This is a genomic window from Gemmatimonas sp. (assembly GCF_041689975.1).
GTDB lineage: Bacteria > Gemmatimonadota > Gemmatimonadetes > Gemmatimonadales > Gemmatimonadaceae > Gemmatimonas.
Map to the genome: position 1 here is coordinate 1 of NZ_JBDNFF010000419.1, position 20,296 is coordinate 20,296.

A 20,296-nucleotide genomic window follows, 5' to 3' on the forward strand; every position below is an offset into this window, starting at 1 on the left:
GCACCGCGGGCGCGGACTCGCATCCACTCAGTCGTCTCATCCAGAGGAGCTCCAGTCCATGTCGAAGCCGCAACTCGTTCAGTACCGTCGCCCATCGAACGGCCGCGCGCGGGCCATCATTGTCACTGCAGGGCTGCTGCTCGTGGCCGGTTGCAGTGACAGCAACAAAGCCAGCACCGATTCGACGGTATCATCCGGCGTGGCGATGGCCGCAGTTGATAGCATGACCCCGGACACCATGACCGCGCCCGGCGGCCCCACGCGCGCCGAGCCTCAGATGCAGGCCGTGCTCGACCAGCTAACGGCCTTGGGCGGAAAGCCCATGGAGACGCTTCCGCCGGAGGAGGCACGAAAGCAGCCGACGCCGGCAGCCGCCGCCGGCATGGTGGCGGCGAAAGCTGGAAAGGACACGACGCCGACGAAACTTGTACCCGGCGTCACATCGGTCGACCGCACGATCCCGGGGCCGGCCGGCCCGCTTCCCGCGCGGATTTATACGCCGGAGGGAACGGGACCGTTCCCGGTCGTTGTCTATTATCACGGTGGCGGGTGGGTAATCGCGAACAAGCAAGTCTACGACGGCGGCGCGCGCAGCCTCGCGAAGTGCGGAAACGCGGTCGTGGTGTCGGTGGATTATCGTCTCGCACCGGAGCACAAGTTTCCGGCGCAGCACGAAGACGCGCTCGCGACCTATCGCTGGGCCGTCAAGAACGCAGCATCGATCAAGGGCGACCCCGCGCGCATGGCGCTCGCCGGTGAAAGCGCCGGCGGAAATCTTGCTGTGGCGACGGCTGTTGCCGCGCGCGATGCAGGTCTGCCGATGCCAAAAGCGGTGATCAGCATCTATCCCATCGCGCAGCCCGACACCAGCACGTCGTCGTACGTCGAAAACGCGAATGCAAAGCCACTCAGCCGCGCGATGATGGGCTGGTTCGCCAAACATACTGTACGAACGCCCGCTGATCTTCAGGACTCGCGCATCAATCTCGTGAAGGCTAACCTCAATGGTCTGCCGCCTGTTACCATCATCAATGCGCAGATCGATCCGCTGCGTGATGACGGCGCGATGCTGGAACAGGCGCTCAAGGCGGCAAACGTAGCGGTTGAACGCAAGCTGTATGTTGGCGTAGCGCACGAGTTCTTCGGTATGGGCGCCGTCATCGACAAGGCGAAGGATGCCGAGCAGTATGCGGGTGACCGACTCAAGGCGGCGTTCGGCAAGTAGACTGCTACGGCTTGGTCGGGACGCTGCGTGGCTGCACCTGCAGCGACGGCGCTGCGAGGGGCCGCATCTCGTCTGTTCAGGACGGGTCATGCTCGAATCGGTTCATGGTGAGACGCAGCACAAAACGTGTTTTTCGCCAGTCGCGTTGCGGGATGTCACCGAGGGCGCCTTCGAAGCCACTGGAGTCCAGAAGGAGGGCACCGGGCGAAGATACCAAGGACGCCCAATACAGCGATTACGTCGTCCGTTTCAGCACCTCGCATTCGTACCGTCGGTCGATCTGCTCACCCACGAATACCGCCGCTGACGACGCCATCAGCAGAGCCTCGAACACCGAGAGCGGTACGGCGATGTAGCGATAGACACGATGGCCGACGAACTTCACGAACAGATCAGCAGTGGCACTGTTGTAGCCCACGGAGATGATGCTCGACGGCTTCACGAAGATCTCAAGCACGCTGGCGTCGGGGAATCCGTCGTCTGACACCGATCGTGATCTGCGTAGCACCACCGGCCGCGACGTGCGCTGGTTCGCGAGGGCGGCCGAGAGGAACGCATAGGCCTCGTTGATCGCCGTGGCGCGCACGAGCGCGATGGCGTGATCGGCGTGATCGTGGTGGCGATCAGGATGCCACTGCCGAATGAGCGGCCGGTACGCAGCGTTCAGTTCGTCGATCGTGCGCACTGTGCGTAGGCCGAGCGCGGCGCAGTGCGCGGAGAACGTGGACTCGGATGGGGCGCTCATCTGAGCGGCGGATAGGACGACGGGATCATCCCTCAAGATTACTACCGTCGCGTCCAATGCCGACGTAGAGCCGCTCCTGATCTATGGTCGGGCGACCGACGTGAGCTCGATCAGCGCTGCAAAATATCGGCGATGGGTATGATGAAGATCGCGTAGGCTGGGCACCTGCAATAATACCACCTCGCGCTTGTACCCTGCCCGGTGCCTGCCATGATGATGAACGCGGTGACGGTCCTTGAGAGCGCTACCATTCGTCCCAGTTGTTCTGGAACCCCATTCAACGTGCGGCGATAGAGGTCGTACGTTTCTCCGTACCGGTCCATACTTCCCCATTCCCGAGACCCGCATGCCCCCTACCTTGTCCGTTCGCATCGTCTCTGCGCTTTCACTGATCGGCTTCGCGACCTTCACCACCGTCGCTCGCCCGCTCGCCGCCCAGGTCGCGCCCACTATCGAGACGCTCGTGCCGCTCGACAGCGCCCGTCGCCTCACGATCATCACGCCAACGTTGGTTTCCCAACTCGGCCTCGTCGCGCCCGCGTGGCCCGTGGCCGGTTCCTTCCGTGAGGCGCGACTCTACCGCGTGGATGGCGGCGCGCATGTGCTGGTCGTGCAACGCGTGGATAGCACAGTGTCCCGTTTCGCACTCGACGCCGCCGCGGTTGCCACTCTGCAAAATGCAGTAAGTGCGGGCCTGCTGGCACAAGGACGCGGGGGCGATCGGCTTATCGGAGCCGGCACCGGCGTGGTCGTGTCGCAACCGGCCGGCAACACGTTCGTGCGCAACCAGACCTTCCTCGGCCTCGTGGCGTATGGCCCAGCCACGGCCGCGCTGCTCAGTGAGCAGGGTGGCCCCGCCGCAGCCGGCGGCTACTTTCTGGCGGCCGGCACGTCGTTCTTCGTGGCCGCCAACCTGGTTAAGGGCCGAGTAGTGACGCGCGCGCAAGCCGCACGAGCGGCACACGGCGGTACGCGAGGCGCGCTCACTGGCCTCGGCATTGCCGCGATCGCCAACGCCGAAGGCGGACCAGCCTGGGGGGCGCCTATCCTCGCGGGCGCCATCGGCGGAACTATCGTCGGCTTCCAACAGGCCCGTGGCCTCAGCGACGGTGAAGCGGCCAGTGCGGGGTTCTTCGCCGACCTCGGCGCGCTTACCGTCATGGGCATCGGCTTCGGCAGCGGGGCATTCAAGGGCCGCGAAACGGTCATCCCCGTCGACGATCCGCAGTTCGGCAGTTACACGAGCACCGACAACAGCCTGCGCGGGCCCGGCAAGGCCGTGGTCGGTGCCGCGATCGGCGCCAACCTCATCGGCTACGCGCTCGGCCCGCGCTATGCGCAGCGCGCCGCCTACAACGTGACCGCGGGCGACGTGAGCGTGGCGTTCGCCAGCGCGCTGCTTGGTGGTGTGGGCGCGTCGTCTCTGATCAGTGAAGGTGGAAACGATACACGCAAGTACGGCGTAGCCGCCGCTGGCGTTCTCGCCGGTGCGTTTCTCGCCGATCGCGGACTCGTGCGCAAGGCCGACCGCACGAGCGCCGACGGTACGCTCGCGCAACTCGGCGCGCTCGCCGGTGCGTTGATGGGCGCAGGCATCGCCGCGATCGCCGAAACCAAGGCGCAGGGCGCCCTCGCCTTGGGGAGCGCCGGCGGCATCCTCGGTCTGTTGGCGGCCGACGCCATCATCAAGCCGGTCCGCGACGCCGGACCACTACGCGGCATCATGCAGAGTTCTGCCCGTAAGCTTGATGGACGTGTGTTCGTGTCGCTCGGACCCGTGACGTCGGTGCGCGTGACGTTCTGAGTTGCGCGCAACGGCAACAGCAACAGCAACAGCCGGAACACGGATGAAACGGATCGACGGAAACCACGCGGATAAGATGAAAAGCGCCGCGCTGTTCATCTTATCCGTGTCCTTTCCGTGTAATCCGTGGTCTCCGTGTTCCGGCGGTTGCTGTTTGCAGTTACTGCTGGCGGTGAGTGACCGCCGCCGCCTACTCCACGCCGATCTTCCGACGTATCTCCGCGTTCGGCCCTTCAAACTTCGGCATCGCCACGTTGCCGATGTAGCCCAGATCTTTCCACCCCTGCGGCGTGGTGTAGAACGCCGTCGCCGTCTGATCGCGAATGGTGTCGAAGAACTGCGCGGCGAACTGATGCTCCGGCTTGGCTTTCGGCAGGTAGCAGATGTCGTCGCAGATCGCGGTGCGCTGCGCGTTCGTGGCGAGATGGAAACGCGTGCCGAAGCGCGTATTCGACTCGCGATCCAGCCAAGCCAGTCCGCCGCGCACACGCACCAGTGATGCATCCCCGCCAGGGCGGCTGGCCCATTCGTTGATGTAGGCCGGCGCACCCACCGTCGATGCCGCCGGGCTCTTGGCATCGGCGGGGATGATCACGTCGCACAGCGCAGCGAGCGTGGTCAGTTCGCGCAGCTGCAGCTTGTTCGGCCAGTCGGCCTTCGCCACCTGCAGTACGGGATCACCAGGCGTGCCGCGCGGGCCTTTGCGTTTCGCCTGGGCTTCCTCGAGCATCGGGAGCGGCACGCGTGGCGTGGAAGCAACCGGGGCTGCCGCGGCCGACTCGGGCAGCATCGGCACCATCGCTGCGGCGGCCATCGCCTTCAGCGCATCGCGTCGCGCAATGCCCTGCCCCGCTGGCTTCGACTGGCTATGCATGTCGTCGCTCATCAGAGATTCCCCCGCTTCAGTTCGGCCACGATGTGATCGCAACTGCGCCACGCGAGCGCGAGAATGGACAGTGTCGGATTCTTGTCGGCGTTCGACACGAACGTGGCACCGTCGGTGACGAAGAGATTCTTCACGGCCCACGTCTGACCGAACTCGTTGAGCACCGACGTTTTCGGATCGCTGCCCATGCGCACCGTGCCCACTTCGTGGATGATCGAGCCGCCGGTCGCAATGGCTTTGCTGCCATCGGTCTGCACGGTGCCCTGCACGGTGCCGCCCATCTTGTCGATGATCTCGGCGAACGTCTTGTGCATGTGCGCCGCCTGCTGCGTCTCGTGCTCCGACCACTTCCAGTGAAAACGCAGCACGGGAATGCCCCACTGGTCTACGGCGACGGGATCGATTTCGCAGTACGAGTCTTCGTTCGGAATCATTTCGCCACGGCCATCGAAGTACATGAACGAGCCGTAGTATCGACGTGCTTCTTCCTTGAACTTTTTGCCGTATGCGCCCTGCGTGAAGCTCTCGAGGCCACCGAAGATGCCGGGACCGGGCATGCCACGCCCACCACCGAACTCGATGTGATAGCCGCGCGCGAACGACATCCTGCCGGCCTTCTGTTCACCGTACATCCACCACGGCATGTACATGTGAATGCCGGCCGTGCCGTCTTCATTCACCGGCGGCAGCCCCTCCAAGCGCGGGATCTGCGCGGACAGTCCGGCGCCCACGGTATCCATCAGATACTTGCCGACCACGCCGCTGCTGTTGGCGATGCCGTTCGGGAACAGTGTGCTCCTGGAGTTGAGCATGATGCGCGACGTTTCACACGCACTCGCCGCCAGGACGACCACCTTGGCCGTGACGTGATGATCGACGCGCGTGAGCTTGTCGATGTAGTGCACGCCGCTCGCCTTGCCCTGGGCGTCGATCGACACTTCACGCACCATGGCGTCGGTGATCAACGTGACATTGCCCGTGGCCATCGCCGGCGGAAGCAGCACCGTGGTGCTCTGGAAGTTCGCTTTGATGGAGCAGCCGCGACCACAGTCGGTAGCGTAGAAACAGGCCATGCGCTCGTTCATGCTTTGCCGGAGCACGCGCTGCGCGAGCGCATTGCCGGGATGCAACCTGGCCGGCAACCGCGCTGAATCCTGACGCTGCGTGAGCACGGCGCGGTGCGCCGGAATCACCGGAATCTCGAGCGGATCGCACGCCTGTTTGGCGAGGAGCTCGTACGAGCGTGCGGCGGGCGGTGGCTGCAACACGCCCGGTGACGAACGCGGCGTGTTCTCGAGATCGTCCTCACCACCGTACACGCCGATCAGCAGTTCCGTCTTGTCGTAATACGGGGCCATGGTGTCGTACGTCATCGGCCAGTCAGCACCGAGTCCGTCGCGCGACCTGGGCTTGAAGTCGTACGGTCCCATACGCAGCGATATGCGGCCCCAATGATTCGTGCGTCCGCCCAGCATGCGTGAACGCCACCAACTGAACTGGCTGCCCGGCGCGGTGGTGAACGGCTCGCCCGGCACGCGCCAGCCGCCATCCACGGTGGCATCGTAGAAGCCGAACGGCTTGTCGGCATTACCACTGCCACGCAGCGGCGCGTCTTTCGGCGTCTGGAACATCGGCGTTTCAGTAACCGGGTCGTAGTCACGGCCCGCTTCGAGAAGCAGCACCTTGAGCCCCTGCACCGACAGTTGGTAGGCGGCCATACCGCCACCGGCACCGGAGCCGACCACGATGACATCGTACTGCGGCGCGACTTTCGAACGACGGGAGTACACGAAGAACACTCCTCTGCGGGCGGGATTCGGAGGGTGCACCGGCGCACCACTACTCAAGCTATCGTCGGGGGAGGAGACGCGTCAGGCGTATACGTGCCCTCGCGTCCTGAGTCCGCCGCCGGGTAGCTTGACGCGTACGGATATGCATACGCACACACGTCCCGACCCACCCGGTCGGCCGTTGCCTCCTCCGAGTCGCACGTGGAACATCTCGACGTCCTGATCATCGGCGCTGGACTCTCCGGCATCAGTGCCTCTTGGCACCTGCAAACGGCGTGCGCCGATCGATCTTACGCGATCGTCGAGGCCCGCGAACGCATGGGCGGCACCTGGGATCTGTTCCGTTATCCCGGCATCCGGTCCGACTCCGACATGTATACGCTCGGCTATCGCTTTCGGCCGTGGCGGAATGCCAAAGCGATCGCCGACGGCCCGTCGATCAAGGCGTACATCGAGGATACGGCGCGCGAGTTCGGCATCGACCGTCGTATCCGCTACGAACATCGGCTGGTGCGCGCGGAGTGGTCGTCGGCACACGCGCGCTGGACGATCGAACTCGAGGTCGGCGTGGAACGGTCGCCGAAACAGCTCACCTGCACCTTCCTGTACAGCTGCGCTGGATACTACGACTACGCGCAGGGGCACACGCCCGAATGGCCGGGTATGGCCTCGTTCGGGGGGCGCGTACTGCATCCGCAGCATTGGCCCGACGACCTCGACTACCGCGGTGCGCGCGTGGTCGTGATCGGCAGCGGCGCGACGGCCGTGACGCTCGTACCCGCTATGGCCACCGGTGCGCACGCCGCCGCGCACGTGACGATGCTGCAACGCTCGCCGACGTACATCGCCACGGTGCCGTCGGTCGACGTGATCGCCAACGCGTTGCGTCGTGTCTTGCCGTCGGGATTGGCCTACGCACTCGCGCGCTGGAAGAATGTGACGCGCAGCATGTTCTACTATCACATCGCCCGGACGCGTCCCGCGATGTTCAAGAAGGCGCTCCGCGTGGAGGCGGAAAAGGCGCTCGGTGCGGATTTTCCCTTTGATGTGCACTTCAGTCCACGCTACGAACCGTGGGATGAGCGCCTTTGCATGGTGCCCGACGGCGATCTGTTCACCGTGCTGCGTGACGGACGCGCCTCGATCGTCACCGATCAGATCGCGCACTTCGACGAAGCGGGCGTCGTGCTCACGTCCGGTGCGCGACTCGATGCGGATATCGTGGTCGCGGCGACCGGACTGCGCATGTCGCTACTGACCGGTGTGACGCTGGTCGTCGACGGTATCGTCGTGGAGCTGGGTCGCACGATGATCTACAAAGGGATGATGGTGAGCGACGTCCCGAACCTGGCCGCTGCGGTGGGATACACGAATGCGTCGTGGACGCTCAAGTGCGACCTCATTGCGCAGCACGTGTGCCGGCTGCTCAACCACATGCGCGCGCACGAGTACGTGCAGGTCACGCCGCGTCGTGATCACTCGCTCACGGAATTACCGGTGTTCGATTTCACGTCGGGGTACGTGCAGCGCGCGTCATCCCGCTTGCCGAAACAGGGAAACCGAGCGCCGTGGCGCCTCTATCAGAACTACGTGAAGGACCTGATGTCCCTGCGCCACGGCCGCGTACACGATCCGGCGCTCGAGTTTCGCACCGCATCGAGGCCAGCAACCCTGGGAGGGGTTGCGGAAACGCTCTTCTGTGCCGATGCTTGAAAAGACAACATGTTGCCAAACGCTCTGCCCAGCTGATGCCCGCTTCGTTCGCGCAGTCCCGACTTCTACTCAGCCTTATTCCCGTCGTCGCGACGATTCTCGTCGCGTCGATTGTTGTAGTACGCGTACTTAGCGTTCGGGAGCAGGGCCAGTCGGTCGCGATGTAACACGCAACCAGCCCCTCCCGAGACCACTCGGAGGGGCATCCTTGGCGAATGACGACAAGGCTCTCTCCGGGTTCGGAGGGGGCCTTTCTCGTTCTCCAGGCCTCCATGTCACACGCTGCACGCGACACGATACCGACATCAACAGCATCCGCGGCCAGCGCCCCTCCGGCCATGTCTCGCGACGCCAATCCGTCGATGCGCACCGGCGCACAGATCATGTGCGAAGCGCTCATCCGCGAGGGTGTTTCGGTCATGTTCGGAATTCCGGGCGGCTGCATCATGCCGTTCTACCACGCGATGTACGAGTACCGCTCTTCGCTGCGCCACGTGCTCTGCCGCCATGAACAGGGCGCCGGCCACGCTGCGGAAGGCTATGCGCGCGCGACGGGCCAAGTCGGCGTCTGCATCGGGACGAGCGGGCCCGGTGCCACCAATTTGATCACGCCGATTGCCGACGCGTGGATGGACGGCACACCCCTGGTCGCGATCACGGGCCAAGTACCCAGCTCCCTGCTCGGCACGGATGCGTTTCAGGAAACGGATATCACCGGCATTACGGTGCCGATCACCAAGCACAATTTTCTCGTCAGCGATCCGCGCGAACTCACGCGTGTGTTCCGCGAAGCCTTTCACATCGCGCGCACGGGCCGTCCGGGTCCAGTGCTGATCGACATTACGAAGGACGCGCAGCTCGCGCGGCTGGTTCCCGACTGGGATGTCGCAATGGATCTGCCAGGATATCACCCGGCGTCGCGCAAGAGTGCCGTGCTCCCAACGGCAATCGCCGAGGCGGTGCGGTTGCTGCAGGAGGCGGAGCGCCCACTGATCCTCGCCGGCAACGGCGTCATTCAGGGGGCCGCCACCAACGAGCTGCGTGCCCTTGCGGAACAGACGGGCATTCCCGTCGTGACCACACTCCAAGGCTTGGGTGCCATGCCGCACGACCATCCGCTCACGTTGGGTATGCCCGGCATGCATGGCTGGGTCCATGTGAACAAAGCGATTCAGCTGTGCGATGTGCTCCTCAACGTCGGCACTCGCTTCGACGATCGCGTGACCGGCAAAGCGAGTACGTTTGCGCCGCACGCGAAGGTGATTCACATCGACATCGATGCGGCGGAAATCGGTAAGCTGGTACACACCGACGTCGGTATTGTGAGTGACTGCAAGCCGGTGCTCGAGGCGATTGCGTCGGCCATGCTCGCTGGCAGCACCGCTACGCGTACCACGACACGCACCGCGTGGTGCGACAGCATCGCCGCCATGCGCGACAAACATCAGCCCCGTCAGGCGTATGCACGACGCGAACGGACCGCGCCGCTCATGCCACACGACGTGTTCGATGCGATGAATGCCGCGTTCCGCCATCGGCAGGATTGGCGTGTGGTCACAGACGTGGGCCAGCACCAGATGTGGGCCGCGCAGCTGCTCGACTGGAGTCGCCCGCGCACACACATCACGAGCGGGGGCGCCGGTACGATGGGATTCTCGTTGCCAGCCGCGATGGGTGCGGCGATTGCCGACCCCGAACGCACGATGTGGGTGGTGGTTGGTGACGGCGGATTTCAGATGACGGCGTGTGAACTGGCCACGATCGCGCAGGAAGGACTCACGAACGTGAAGGTCGCCGTGATCAACAACGGCTATCCGGGCATGGTGCGTCAGTGGCAGCAGCTATTCGAGGGACGCCGCTACAGCGGCACCCCGCTTACCGGTCCCGACTTTGCCAAGCTCGCCGACGCGCATGGGATCCGCGGCATGACGGTCGACAGCGCCGATGACGCACCGGCCGCCATCGCGGCGGCGTGGGCGCACGATGGATGTGTCGTGATCGACTTCCGTGTCGAGCGCGAAGCGAATGTGTTTCCGATGGTCCCCGCCGGTCGCGCGATCGGTGAGATGCTGGTTGCCGAGTAGTTCAACGTGTCCCGTCTTCCTCCCTTCTCTGCTATCCCCTCATGTCACAGCACACGCTCATCGCCATGCTGCAGGACCGCCCCGGCGTTCTGCATCGCACCGTCACGCTCCTCCGCCGCCGTGGCTTCAACATCGCATCGCTTGCCGTGGGCCGCAGCGAGGTGCCGGGCATCAGCCGCATGACGCTGGTGGTGGACGCCAGCGATGCCACCCAGGTGGTCAGCCAGCTCGATCGACTGGTGGAAGTGATCGGCGTGACGGATGTCACGACTGAAGATTCGGTTCAGCGCGAGACCGCGCTCGCCAAAATCGTCGCGCCGCCTTCACGCCTTGCCCAGCTGGTCGACATCGTCGTCGAGAAAGGCGCACGCGTGCTCCACGTGGGCGACGACGAGATGATCGTGGAAATCACCGACACGCCGGAACGCGTGGAGCACTTCATCAGCTTCATCCGCCCGGAAGGGCTGACGGAGCTGATGCGTACCGGCCGCCTCGCGATGATGCGCGGCCGCACCCCGACTCGCCTCGAGGCCCCGGCGCATTACCGCGACCAGGCCGACGGCGCCCCACATGAGGAAGTTGCCGCATGACGACGCGCGTCTACTACGATCGTGATGCCGATACCACGCGCCTGACCGGCCGCCCCATCGCGATCATCGGCTACGGAAGCCAAGGCCATGCGCATGCGTTGAACCTCCGCGACAGCGGCTGCGACGTGCGCGTGGGATTGCGCGAAGGCTCCAGGAGCCAGGCGGCGGCCGAGGCGGCGGGGCTGCGCGTGTGCACCGTGGCGCAGGCTGCGACGGAAGCGCAGTTCATCATGATGCTGGCGCCCGACACCGAGCAGCGCAGTATCTACGAGCATGACGTTCGCGAATCGCTCACGCCGGGCAAGACCCTCCTGTTCGCCCATGGGTTCAACATTCACTTCAACCTGATCGATCCGCCGGCTGGGGTGGATGTCGCCCTGATCGCACCCAAGTCGCCGGGCCATCGCGTGCGCGAGCTCTACATCGAGGGCGGCGGTGTACCGGGACTGATCGCCGTGCATCGTGATGTGAGCGGCCACGCGCGCGCCGACGCGCTGTCGTACGCTTGCGCGATCGGCTGTACGCGCGCCGGCGTCATCGAAACGTCCTTCGCCGAGGAAACGGAAACGGATCTGTTCGGCGAGCAGGCGGTGCTGTGCGGCGGCGTGTCGGCGCTCGTGAAGGCCGGATTCGAAACGCTGGTGGAAGCGGGGTATCAGCCCGAGATGGCGTATTTCGAGTGCCTGCATGAACTCAAGTTGATCGTGGACCTCATGTATCAGGGTGGCCTCAACTACATGCGCTACTCCGTGTCCGACACGGCGGAGCATGGCGACTACACGGCGGGCCCGCGCATCGTCACGTCGGCCACGAAAGATGCGATGCGGCAGCTGCTGGCCGAAATCCGCGACGGCACCTTTGCGCGGCAGTGGGTGGCGGAGAACGAGGCGGGCCGCCCCAACTTCAACGCCAATCGCCGTGCGGACATGGAGCATCCCATCGAACAAGTCGGTGTGCGGCTGCGTGAACTCATGCCCTTCCTGAATGCCAAGGTCGTGCGCCCGGATACGGGCACCGTCGCCCCGTCTGTATCAGCAGGGGCCGTATGAGCAGCGATATCGTACGCATCTTCGACACGACACTACGAGACGGGGAGCAGGCGCCCGGCTGCTCGATGACGGTCGAAGAGAAGCGTCAAGTCGCTCGGCAGCTCGCGCGACTTGGGGTGGATGTGATCGAAGCGGGTTTCCCCGCCGCCTCGCCGGGCGATTGGGACGCGGTCCGCGCCATTGCGGCCGACGCGTACGACTGGCCCACGGCACCGACCATCTGTGGACTGGCCCGCGCCACGCGCAAGGACATCGAAGCAGCCGCCACGGCACTGGCCGGCGCGCCCAGTTTCCGTATCCACACGTTTCTCGCCACTTCGGATGTGCATCTGCAGTACAAATTGCAGATGACCCGCGAGCGGGTCCTCCGTCGTGTGCAGGAGATGGTTAGCTACGCCGCCTCCTTCACGCACGACGTGGAGTTCTCCCCCGAGGATGCGTCGCGCAGCGATGTCGGCTTCCTGCACGAGGTGTTGCGCACCGCGATCGACGCGGGCGCCACGACGCTGAATATTCCGGACACCGTCGGCTACACCACCCCCGATGAATACTTCACGCTGATCGCCGGGATCCGCGATCATGTGGTAGGTCAGCGTGGCGTCACGATCTCCACACACTGCCACGACGACCTCGGTTTGGCGGTGGCCAATTCACTGGCGGGTGTGCAAGCGGGCGCACGGCAGGTGGAATGCACCGTCAACGGTATCGGCGAACGCGCCGGCAATGCGGCACTCGAGGAAGTGGTCATGGCATTGCGTACGCGCCGTGCGCGCTACAACGCCGACACCACCGTTCACACGGAAGAAATAGGCCGTGCCTCTCGGCTGGTCTCGCGCTGTACGAGCGTGCGCGTACCGCCCAACAAGGCGATCGTCGGCGCGAACGCGTTTGCGCACGAAGCGGGCATCCATCAGGATGGCATGCTCAAGAACCGCGAGACCTACGAGATCATGCACGCCGAAACCGTGGGGCTCGAAGGCGGGCGCTTGGTCCTTGGTAAGCACTCGGGCCGGGCGGCATTGCGCGCCCACCTGGCCACGCTCGGGCACGCGCTGAACGATGTGGAGACGGATGCTGTCTTCGCCAAGTTCAAAGACGTGGCCGACCGAAAAAAGGTGGTGAACGATCGTGAGTTGGAGGCGATCGTGGCAGGCGAGACGCGGCGCGGCAGTGCGACGTATACCTTGGTATTGGTGCAGGTCTCGTGTGGCACGCACGCCATCCCCACCGCGACGGTGAAGCTACGCGGCCCCGACGAACAGGAGTTGGTGGCGGCGGCGCAGGGGGATGGGCCAGTGGATGCCGTCTGCCGTGCAATCAACGATTGTGTGGGTGATGTGGGTGAGTTGATCGAGTTCTCCGTCGACGCCGCGGCCGAGGGCATCAACGCCGTGGGTGGCGTATCGATTCGACTGCGCGAGCGAGCGGGGCACAAGCACGCCGCGACGGACACGGAGCGTGGTGCCGAGCCATTCGGCGACACACCGGCCACGGAATCGCTGCATACAGCGAGTGGATTCGGCGTGCACACGGATATCATCGTGGCAACGGCCGAGGCGTACGTGGCGGCGGTGAACGGGCTGATACGTGCCCGCGCGCGCGCGATGCAGGAGGTCGCGGCATGAGTGCGCCACGTACGCTGTTCGAGAAGGTGTGGGACGCGCACGTGGTACGCGCCGGCACGGCCGAGGCGCCGGCGGTGTTGTACGTCGACTTACACCTGGTGCACGAGGTGACGTCGCCGCAGGCATTCACGGCACTGCGCGAGCGGGGGCTTCGCGTGCACCGGCCCGATCGCACGGTGGCGACGATGGACCACTCCACGCCTACGGTGCTGACCGGTGGCCGGCTTGCAGTCACGGATGCGGCGGCGGGCAAACAGCTTGACGCGCTCGCAGAGAACTGCGCCGATTTCGGTGTACCGATGTACGGCATGGACGACGAGCGGCGTGGCATTGTGCATGTGATCGGTCCCGAACTGGGTCGGACGCAGCCGGGCATGACCATTGTCTGCGGAGATAGCCATACGAGCACGCACGGGGCATTCGGCGCGCTGGCGTTCGGCATCGGCACCAGCGAAGTGGGACACGTGCTGGCCACGCAATGCCTATTGCAATCACGCCCCAAGACAATGGAAGTGCGCGTGGATGGCGCGCTGGCGCCCGGCGTCTCAGCGAAGGATCTCATTCTCGCGATCATCGCGCAGATTGGCGTGAGCGGGGGCACGGGCCACGTGATCGAGTATCGCGGTGAGGTCATCCGTGCGCTCGATATGGAAGGACGTATGACGGTGTGCAACATGAGTATCGAGGCCGGTGCCCGAGCGGGAATGATCGCGCCGGACGAGACGACGTTTGCGTGGCTGGCTGGTCGGGAGTTCTCGCCAACCGGAGCCGCATGGGAAGCCGCCGTCACCGACTGGCGTACGCTACACACGGATAGCGGCGCGCACTTCGATCGCCGTGTCATCATCGACGCGTCGACGCTGGCGCCCATGATTACGTGGGGCACCAACCCCGGTATGGCTATCGCTGTCGACGCGCAGCTCCCCGACACGAGCTCCGACAAGGACCCGGCGCTGGCACGCGCGTACGCCTACATGGGGCTCGAGCCGGGGCAGCGGCTTTTGGGCCAGCGCGTCGACGTGGTGTTCATCGGGAGTTGCACCAACGGTCGCATCGACGACCTTCGCGCTGCCGCGGGCGTGCTGCGCGGACGTCGCGTGGCCGCCAACACTCGCATGCTGGTGGTGCCGGGATCGCAGCGCGTGAAGCGCCAGGCAGAACGCGAAGGGCTGGCCGACATCTTCCGCGCAGCGGGCGCCGAGTGGCGAGAGAGCGGCTGTTCCATGTGCATCGCCATGAACGGCGACACCGTCGGTGCCGGCCAGTATGCCGTGAGCACCAGCAACCGCAATTTTGAAGGACGTCAGGGCAAGGGCGCACGCACGTTACTGGCGTCGCCACTCACCGCGGCGGCATCCGCCGTGGCGGGGGCCGTCGCCGATCCGCGGAGTTTGCTATGAGCGCGCCATGGACACCGCTTGCATCGCACGCGGTACTCGTCGCACGCGACGACGTCGACACCGACCAGATCATTCCGGCGCGCTTCCTCACGACGACGACCCGCAGCGGATTGGGCACGCATCTGTTCTCCGATTGGCGCTACGACGCGACGGGGGCACCGCATGGAGCGTTCGGGCTGAACGCGCCCGCCGCGCAGGGCGCAGCGATACTCGTGGGCGGCCAGAACTTCGGCTGCGGGTCCAGCCGTGAGCACGCACCGTGGGCACTGAGTGACTGGGGACTGCGTGCCATCATTGCCGGCTCCTTTGCCGACATCTTTCGCTCCAATGCGCACAAGAACGGCCTGCTCACCATCGCGCTCGACGCACCCACCCTCGCCTCGCTGCACGCGACCATCGCGCAGGAACCGCAGGCCATGATCCGCGTCGATCTGTCGGAGCAGCGCGTGTACTTGCCCAACGACATCACCGCCTCGTTCTCGATCGACCCGTTCAGCAAGCGATGCCTGCTGGAAGGACTCGATGAGCTCGGTGCCCTCGTGGCCATGTTGCCGGCGATCGAAGCGTGGGAGGCGGCGTGCGCGCGTTGATTGCCGTGCTCCCGGGCGATGGTGTCGGTCCGGAAGTGACCGCGCAGGCGGTACGTGTACTGCGTGAGCTCGGCGAACGCCGTGGCCACGAGTTCCGATTTCGTGAAGGACTGATCGGCGGCGTTGCCATCGACCAGCAAGGGGATCCGCTCCCGGCGGAGACGCGAGCGCTGGTGAGCGAAGCGGATGCCGTGCTACTGGGAGCGGTCGGTGGGCCGCGTTGGAGTGATCCGTCGGCGTTGGTGCGACCGGAGCAGGGATTGCTGGCGCTGCGTGGTCTGCTTGGCGTATTCGCGAACCTGCGACCCGTACATGTGCATCCGGCGCTCGCCGAATCAGCGCCGCTCAAGACCGAATTGCTCGCCAACGTGGACATACTCTTTGTGCGCGAACTGACAGGCGGGCTGTACTTCGGCGCCAAGACGCACGAGCGGGATAGCGCCGGGCGCTCGGTATCCGCGTCGGACCTCTGCGTGTACACGGCCTTGGAGGTCGAACGCGTGGTGCGGGTGGCGGCGACCATCGCGCGCGGGCGTCGTCGTCACGTACTCTCAGTGGACAAGTCCAACGTGTTGGCGACATCCCGCCTGTGGCGCGAAGTCACTTCGCGTGTGATGCGCGACGAGTTTCCGGATGTCACGCTCGAGCACGCGCTGGTGGATTCCTTTGCCATGCAACTGCTTCAGGCGCCGGCGCGATACGACGTGGTGGTGACCGAGAACTTGTTCGGCGATATTCTCACCGATGAGGCGGCAGTCCTCGCCGGTAGCATCGGCGTACTGCCGTCGGCCTCCATTGGCGAGCAACCGCTCACCGGCCACCGGCGTGGCCTGTACGAGCCGATCCACGGCTCGGCCCCGGACATCTCCGGACGAGGTATCGCCAACCCGGCGGGTACGATACTGAGTGCCGCGCTGCTGCTGCGTCACAGTTTCGGCTTGGAACATGAAGCGGCCGCGATAGAGTGCGCCGTGTCTGATGCCATTTCTGCGGGATGGCGCACGGCCGACTGTGTCGCCGCCGGCGCGGCGTCCTGCTCAACGGCGCAGTTCGGCGACGCCGTACTCGCGCGTATTACGGAAACGTAGGAATTCTTCCCCGAAGCGCGCGTCCATACTACTTCTCACGGTGGCGTACTGGTCGTCGTAGTTGATGGGCCAGTCCGCGACGGCCGCACGCGGGAACGTACTACTTGTGATCAGTGCTCGTACAATCCAAGCATCGTCGCCCGTAATCTGCCCCTAAAGGGATCACTCGTCGACGGACAGCCTACTGAACTGATCACGCGGAGGACGCGAAGGAGCAGAGCACGCAGAGGAACAGTCTGAATTGATAACTCCAGGAGATTCAGCCACGCGACGCCCACTAAACAGTCGCTACTTCTTCTCTGAAACGTCCTTCAGGTTGTCACCCGGGTTGCGGTCGATCAACAGGTTGTACGGATCGATGCCGGCCCGCGCCGGCTTGGTCTTCACGGTGAACTCGTAGTTCGCCGTTCCCGTGACCACTTTCGCCTTGCGTATCGACAGCGCCGCGCCGATACGTGCTCCGGCCTTAGGCGCGTCGAACACGCCGACGTCGACATAGTCGTTCATGGCCACGTCTGACACGGCACCAAGTGAATCCGCGCGTAGCTTCTTTGAGGTGGCCGTGATCGTCACCTTGTACTCTCCGTTCGGCAACTTCACGCTCGATACGCTGTCGGTGCGTACATCCCACAGCGTGATCGTTTCGAAATAGTCGTCGATCGCATACTCGAGCGAATCAGGCGTGGCCACCACGATGTGCTTCATGAGATCGAGCGTGGTCGCGTACGGCGGCCCCGCGAATCGGCCTTCGTCGAGATACGCGCGGATAGCGCCATGCAGCGCTTTCTCGCCGATCAGATCGCGCAACGCAAACAGTGCGAGTGAACCCTTCTGGTACCAGATGTAGGCCTGCAAATCCACGCGCGTGAGCGGATGCTCACCCTTGGCTTCGCCGGCACGTCCACGCAGGTACCCTTCGAGCTCCGAACGCAAGAACTTCTGCGTGAAAGCACGACCGTGCAGTCGGTCGGTCACCACCAACGCCGCATATTCGGACAGGGACTCGGACAGCATCTGCGCGCCTTCCACATCGGCCGGCATACGCTGATACGGAAACCACTGGTGCGCGATCTCGTGCGCTGTCACGAAGTACGGCAAGTCGGTGTCTTCGACATCGGTCGAGTCCACACGCGCCACGAAGCCGATATCTTCCGAGTAGGGCACGGTGTTCGGGAAGGACTGCGCGAAGCCGGCGTAACGCGGGAATTCTAGGATGCGCAGCTGTCGGTGCGGATACTCACCGAACTCGTTCGAGAAGAACTCGAGTGAGGCTTTCGACGCCTCCAGCATTCGTGCCACGTTGAAGGTATGGCCCGCATAATGGTAGACCTCGATGGGCGTGTTTCGCCACATCGTCTTGGTCACGGTCCAGCGCGCCGACAACACCGAGAAGAAGTTCGGCATCGGCTTGTCCATCACGTAGTGGAAGTAGCGACGTCCGTTCCTCGTCCACTCTCTCTCGAGATACCCCGGTGCCATGGCGATCTGGTCGGGGTCGGTGCTCACAGTGGCTTCGAAGCTCACGAAGTCGGCATCGGCAACGAACGATTGCACCTGCAGGCCAAGCGCATCCGTGCGCGACTTACCTCGCCGCTGCAGCGGCAGCTTGTACTTGCGACGTAGTTCGTCGCTCTGAAGCTCCAAGTCTGCGCGGTAGCCAAGTGACGGAAATTTATCGCGGTTGAAGAACGTGCCATTCTCTACGAGCGAGCGATCCGGCTCCCCACTGGGGTAGCCACGCCGCGCGTGATGCTGCACCACGCGCAACCGGAGGGAGTCGCCAGGAGCCAGTGGCGAGGCGAGCTTCACCAGTCGCACGCCGAATACCGTATCGGCCTCGAGCAGTGTGTGCGGCCGGTCGAAACGCAGCGTGTCGAGCGTGACGCCAAGGCCCGGCAGGTCACTCGGCACGTTCACGAGCACTGAGTCGATCGGGCGGATCAGGCGATTCACCATCGTGTAACTCGTGGCCGTTCGCGCGCGTCCCGCCGTCGGCTCCAAGTCGACCTGGATAGACGTCGCGACCACTTTGGGTGGCAGCAGCATCTCGTACGGCCGCCACGTCTTTTCGTACTGAAGCTGAAGACGCTCGCTTTCCTTGCGCGTGTGGTACGGATTGACGATGCTGGCATTGTAGTAAAACAGTCCACCGAATGCCGTCGCACCCAACGTGCCGCCGGCCGCCAACCACGACGTCCCGCCGCGGAAACGTGTGCGCAGACGCTCGCCAAAGGCCGGCATGCTCGTACCACGGTTCCACACCACGTAGCAGCAGGCGAGCAGCAACATGGCAAGGCAAAGATTGAAGCCGTGTATTGCCAGGAACGAGGGAAGATACGGACCTGTGCCATTGAGATCGGACCAGCGAAACGCCGGGACCGCACTGACCTGCAACAACCGATAATCGTAGCCGAGATTCACGGTTGCGCTGTTCCCGACCCAGAGTAAAATCACGATCACGTGCCCGATCGGCTTTCGAGGCACGAGGGATTGCACGAGAAAGGCCAACGCCGTCATGACGAACCAGCTCGGAAAGTCGACGAGGTACACGTACAGCGCATAGATGCCGAAGTCGATGTGCGGGTATCCCTTGAGCAGCTGCACCGCCATGCTGCCGAACATCGCGGCCGTGGAGAAAGCCAGAAGCAGCACCATCATCGCCGTGAACTTGCCGGCCAGCACACTCGCGGTGCGCACAGGGCTCGCATCGAGCACCTGGTCCAGCCGCACCTGTCGCTCGCGCCATACCAGCTCACCGGCATAGAACGTGAGCAGCACGACCATGAAGAGACCGGCCGATCCCACCGAGGTCTCAGCCATCAGCCAACTCATGGGCCAGCTCTTGTTTTGGCCGTTCTGGTCGGCAAACCACGCACTCATCAGCACGTTGATGAAGCCGATTGCCGCAATGGCAAGGAACGGTATGGAGCGTAAGAGCGATTGGATCTGAAACGTGGTGACACTCCACCACCCCGCGACCGTACCCGGAGGCGCATAACCGGCGACCCGGCGCGCTACCGGCTTGGGCAACGCGAACTCCTCGGCTGACACCTTCATCACTTTCCGGCGAGACTTCGCCGGCGCGTCTTTCTCGAGTCGCATGAAGCGGAACGCCGCCAGCAGCATTAGGACGCCGACTCCGACCCACAGCAGTCGATTCGAACCCAGGAAGGAGTCCAGCGATAACGTCCGCGCGTTCTTCTCGACCGGCGTCCAGTAGCGGGTGACGAGATCGATCGAACGTAACGCAAACGGATCGATGAGATTCGCCAGTTGGTCTCGATCGAGCGTTCGCACGAGCTGGCCGGCGACCGAGTAGCCCACGAGCAACAGGATGCCGGCGACATACACCGAAAAGCTGCTGCGCGTGAGTGATCCCACCGCGAAGAGCATGCTGCTCAGGAAAAACACCCCTGGCACACCGACCACGAGGAACGGCTGCACATAGTGCCAGACGTTCACCGCCTGCACTGTGCTGCCATCGACCCAGGGCATCACGGTGCCGACCAATGCGCCAAGCGGCAGCGCGGCGAACACCACCAGCATCGCGATGAAGGCGGCCAGGTATTTCGCGCCGACATACGGACCACGTGTGATACGCGTGGTGAACAACAGTTCATGCACGCCCACGTCGTAATCGCGCAATACCGTGGTACCCACCAAGGCACTCGTGATGATCTGCCCTATCGCCAGCATGATCGCATACA

Annotated in this window: 14 protein-coding genes; 10 read left to right on the forward strand and 4 right to left on the reverse strand. The window is 64.3% G+C overall.

What is annotated here, in order from left to right; genetic code table 11:
• Positions 1-58 precede the first annotated feature (58 nt).
• A complete protein-coding gene (locus ACESNG_RS23495; protein ID WP_373071143.1) occupies positions 59-1,225 on the forward strand; it encodes an alpha/beta hydrolase in 1,167 nt (388 codons plus the stop codon).
• Positions 1,226-1,460: 235 nt separating this feature from the next.
• Here the strand turns inward: ACESNG_RS23495 and ACESNG_RS23500 are convergent, their stop codons facing one another.
• Positions 1,461-1,970 (reverse strand): KTSC domain-containing protein, encoded by a 510-nt coding sequence (locus tag ACESNG_RS23500; protein WP_373062478.1) that lies wholly within the window; start codon positions 1,968-1,970, stop codon positions 1,461-1,463.
• 346 nt (positions 1,971-2,316) lie between these two features.
• Here ACESNG_RS23500 and ACESNG_RS23505 point away from each other — a divergent pair, with 346 nt between their 5' ends.
• Positions 2,317-3,774, forward strand: a complete 1,458-nt coding sequence (locus ACESNG_RS23505; RefSeq protein ID WP_373062480.1) for a hypothetical protein — start codon at positions 2,317-2,319, stop codon at positions 3,772-3,774.
• A 190-nt stretch (positions 3,775-3,964) separates the two neighbouring features.
• Here the strand turns inward: ACESNG_RS23505 and ACESNG_RS23510 are convergent, their stop codons facing one another.
• Both ACESNG_RS23510 and ACESNG_RS23515 read right to left on the reverse strand, forming a co-directional pair.
• Positions 3,965-4,660 carry a gluconate 2-dehydrogenase subunit 3 family protein gene (locus ACESNG_RS23510; protein WP_373071145.1) on the reverse strand — a complete coding sequence of 232 codons (696 nt, stop codon included), beginning with the start codon at positions 4,658-4,660 and terminating at the stop codon, positions 3,965-3,967.
• Positions 4,660-6,378 (reverse strand): GMC oxidoreductase, encoded by a 1,719-nt coding sequence (locus ACESNG_RS23515; RefSeq protein ID WP_373062494.1) that lies wholly within the window; start codon positions 6,376-6,378, stop codon positions 4,660-4,662. The genes ACESNG_RS23510 and ACESNG_RS23515 overlap by 1 nt, the downstream gene beginning before the upstream one ends.
• A 273-nt stretch (positions 6,379-6,651) precedes the next feature.
• Here ACESNG_RS23515 and ACESNG_RS23520 point away from each other — a divergent pair, with 273 nt between their 5' ends.
• The 8 genes from ACESNG_RS23520 (at position 6,652) to leuB (ending at position 16,589) form a co-directional block, all read left to right on the forward strand.
• A complete protein-coding gene (locus tag ACESNG_RS23520; RefSeq protein ID WP_373071147.1) occupies positions 6,652-8,163 on the forward strand; it encodes a flavin-containing monooxygenase in 1,512 nt (503 codons plus the stop codon).
• A gap of 338 nt (positions 8,164-8,501) precedes the next feature.
• Entirely contained in the window at positions 8,502-10,247 is a 1,746-nt protein-coding gene (gene ilvB, locus ACESNG_RS23525; protein ID WP_373071149.1) for a biosynthetic-type acetolactate synthase large subunit, read from the forward strand.
• Positions 10,248-10,288: 41 nt separating this feature from the next.
• The gene (gene ilvN / locus ACESNG_RS23530) at positions 10,289-10,837 is read left to right on the forward strand and encodes an acetolactate synthase small subunit (RefSeq protein WP_373062488.1); all 549 of its coding nucleotides are present in this window, start codon (positions 10,289-10,291) and stop codon (positions 10,835-10,837) included.
• Entirely contained in the window at positions 10,834-11,886 is a 1,053-nt protein-coding gene (ilvC, locus tag ACESNG_RS23535) for a ketol-acid reductoisomerase (protein WP_373071151.1), read from the forward strand. Before ilvN ends, ilvC begins: the two co-directional genes overlap by 4 nt.
• Positions 11,883-13,511: a 2-isopropylmalate synthase gene (locus tag ACESNG_RS23540; RefSeq protein WP_373071153.1), complete on the forward strand. Its 1,629-nt coding sequence runs from the start codon at positions 11,883-11,885 to the stop codon at positions 13,509-13,511. Before ilvC ends, ACESNG_RS23540 begins: the two co-directional genes overlap by 4 nt.
• Positions 13,508-14,911: a 3-isopropylmalate dehydratase large subunit gene (gene leuC / locus ACESNG_RS23545; protein WP_373071155.1), complete on the forward strand. Its 1,404-nt coding sequence runs from the start codon at positions 13,508-13,510 to the stop codon at positions 14,909-14,911. The genes ACESNG_RS23540 and leuC overlap by 4 nt, the downstream gene beginning before the upstream one ends.
• Positions 14,908-15,501: a 3-isopropylmalate dehydratase small subunit gene (leuD, locus tag ACESNG_RS23550; RefSeq protein ID WP_373071157.1), complete on the forward strand. Its 594-nt coding sequence runs from the start codon at positions 14,908-14,910 to the stop codon at positions 15,499-15,501. Before leuC ends, leuD begins: the two co-directional genes overlap by 4 nt.
• Positions 15,489-16,589, forward strand: a complete 1,101-nt coding sequence (gene leuB / locus ACESNG_RS23555; protein WP_373064500.1) for a 3-isopropylmalate dehydrogenase — start codon at positions 15,489-15,491, stop codon at positions 16,587-16,589. The genes leuD and leuB overlap by 13 nt, the downstream gene beginning before the upstream one ends.
• Before the next feature lie 288 nt (positions 16,590-16,877).
• Here leuB and ACESNG_RS23560 read toward each other — a convergent pair.
• A partial coding sequence (locus ACESNG_RS23560) for an ABC transporter permease/M1 family aminopeptidase (protein WP_373071159.1) occupies positions 16,878-20,296 on the reverse strand: 3,419 nt, incomplete at its 5' end.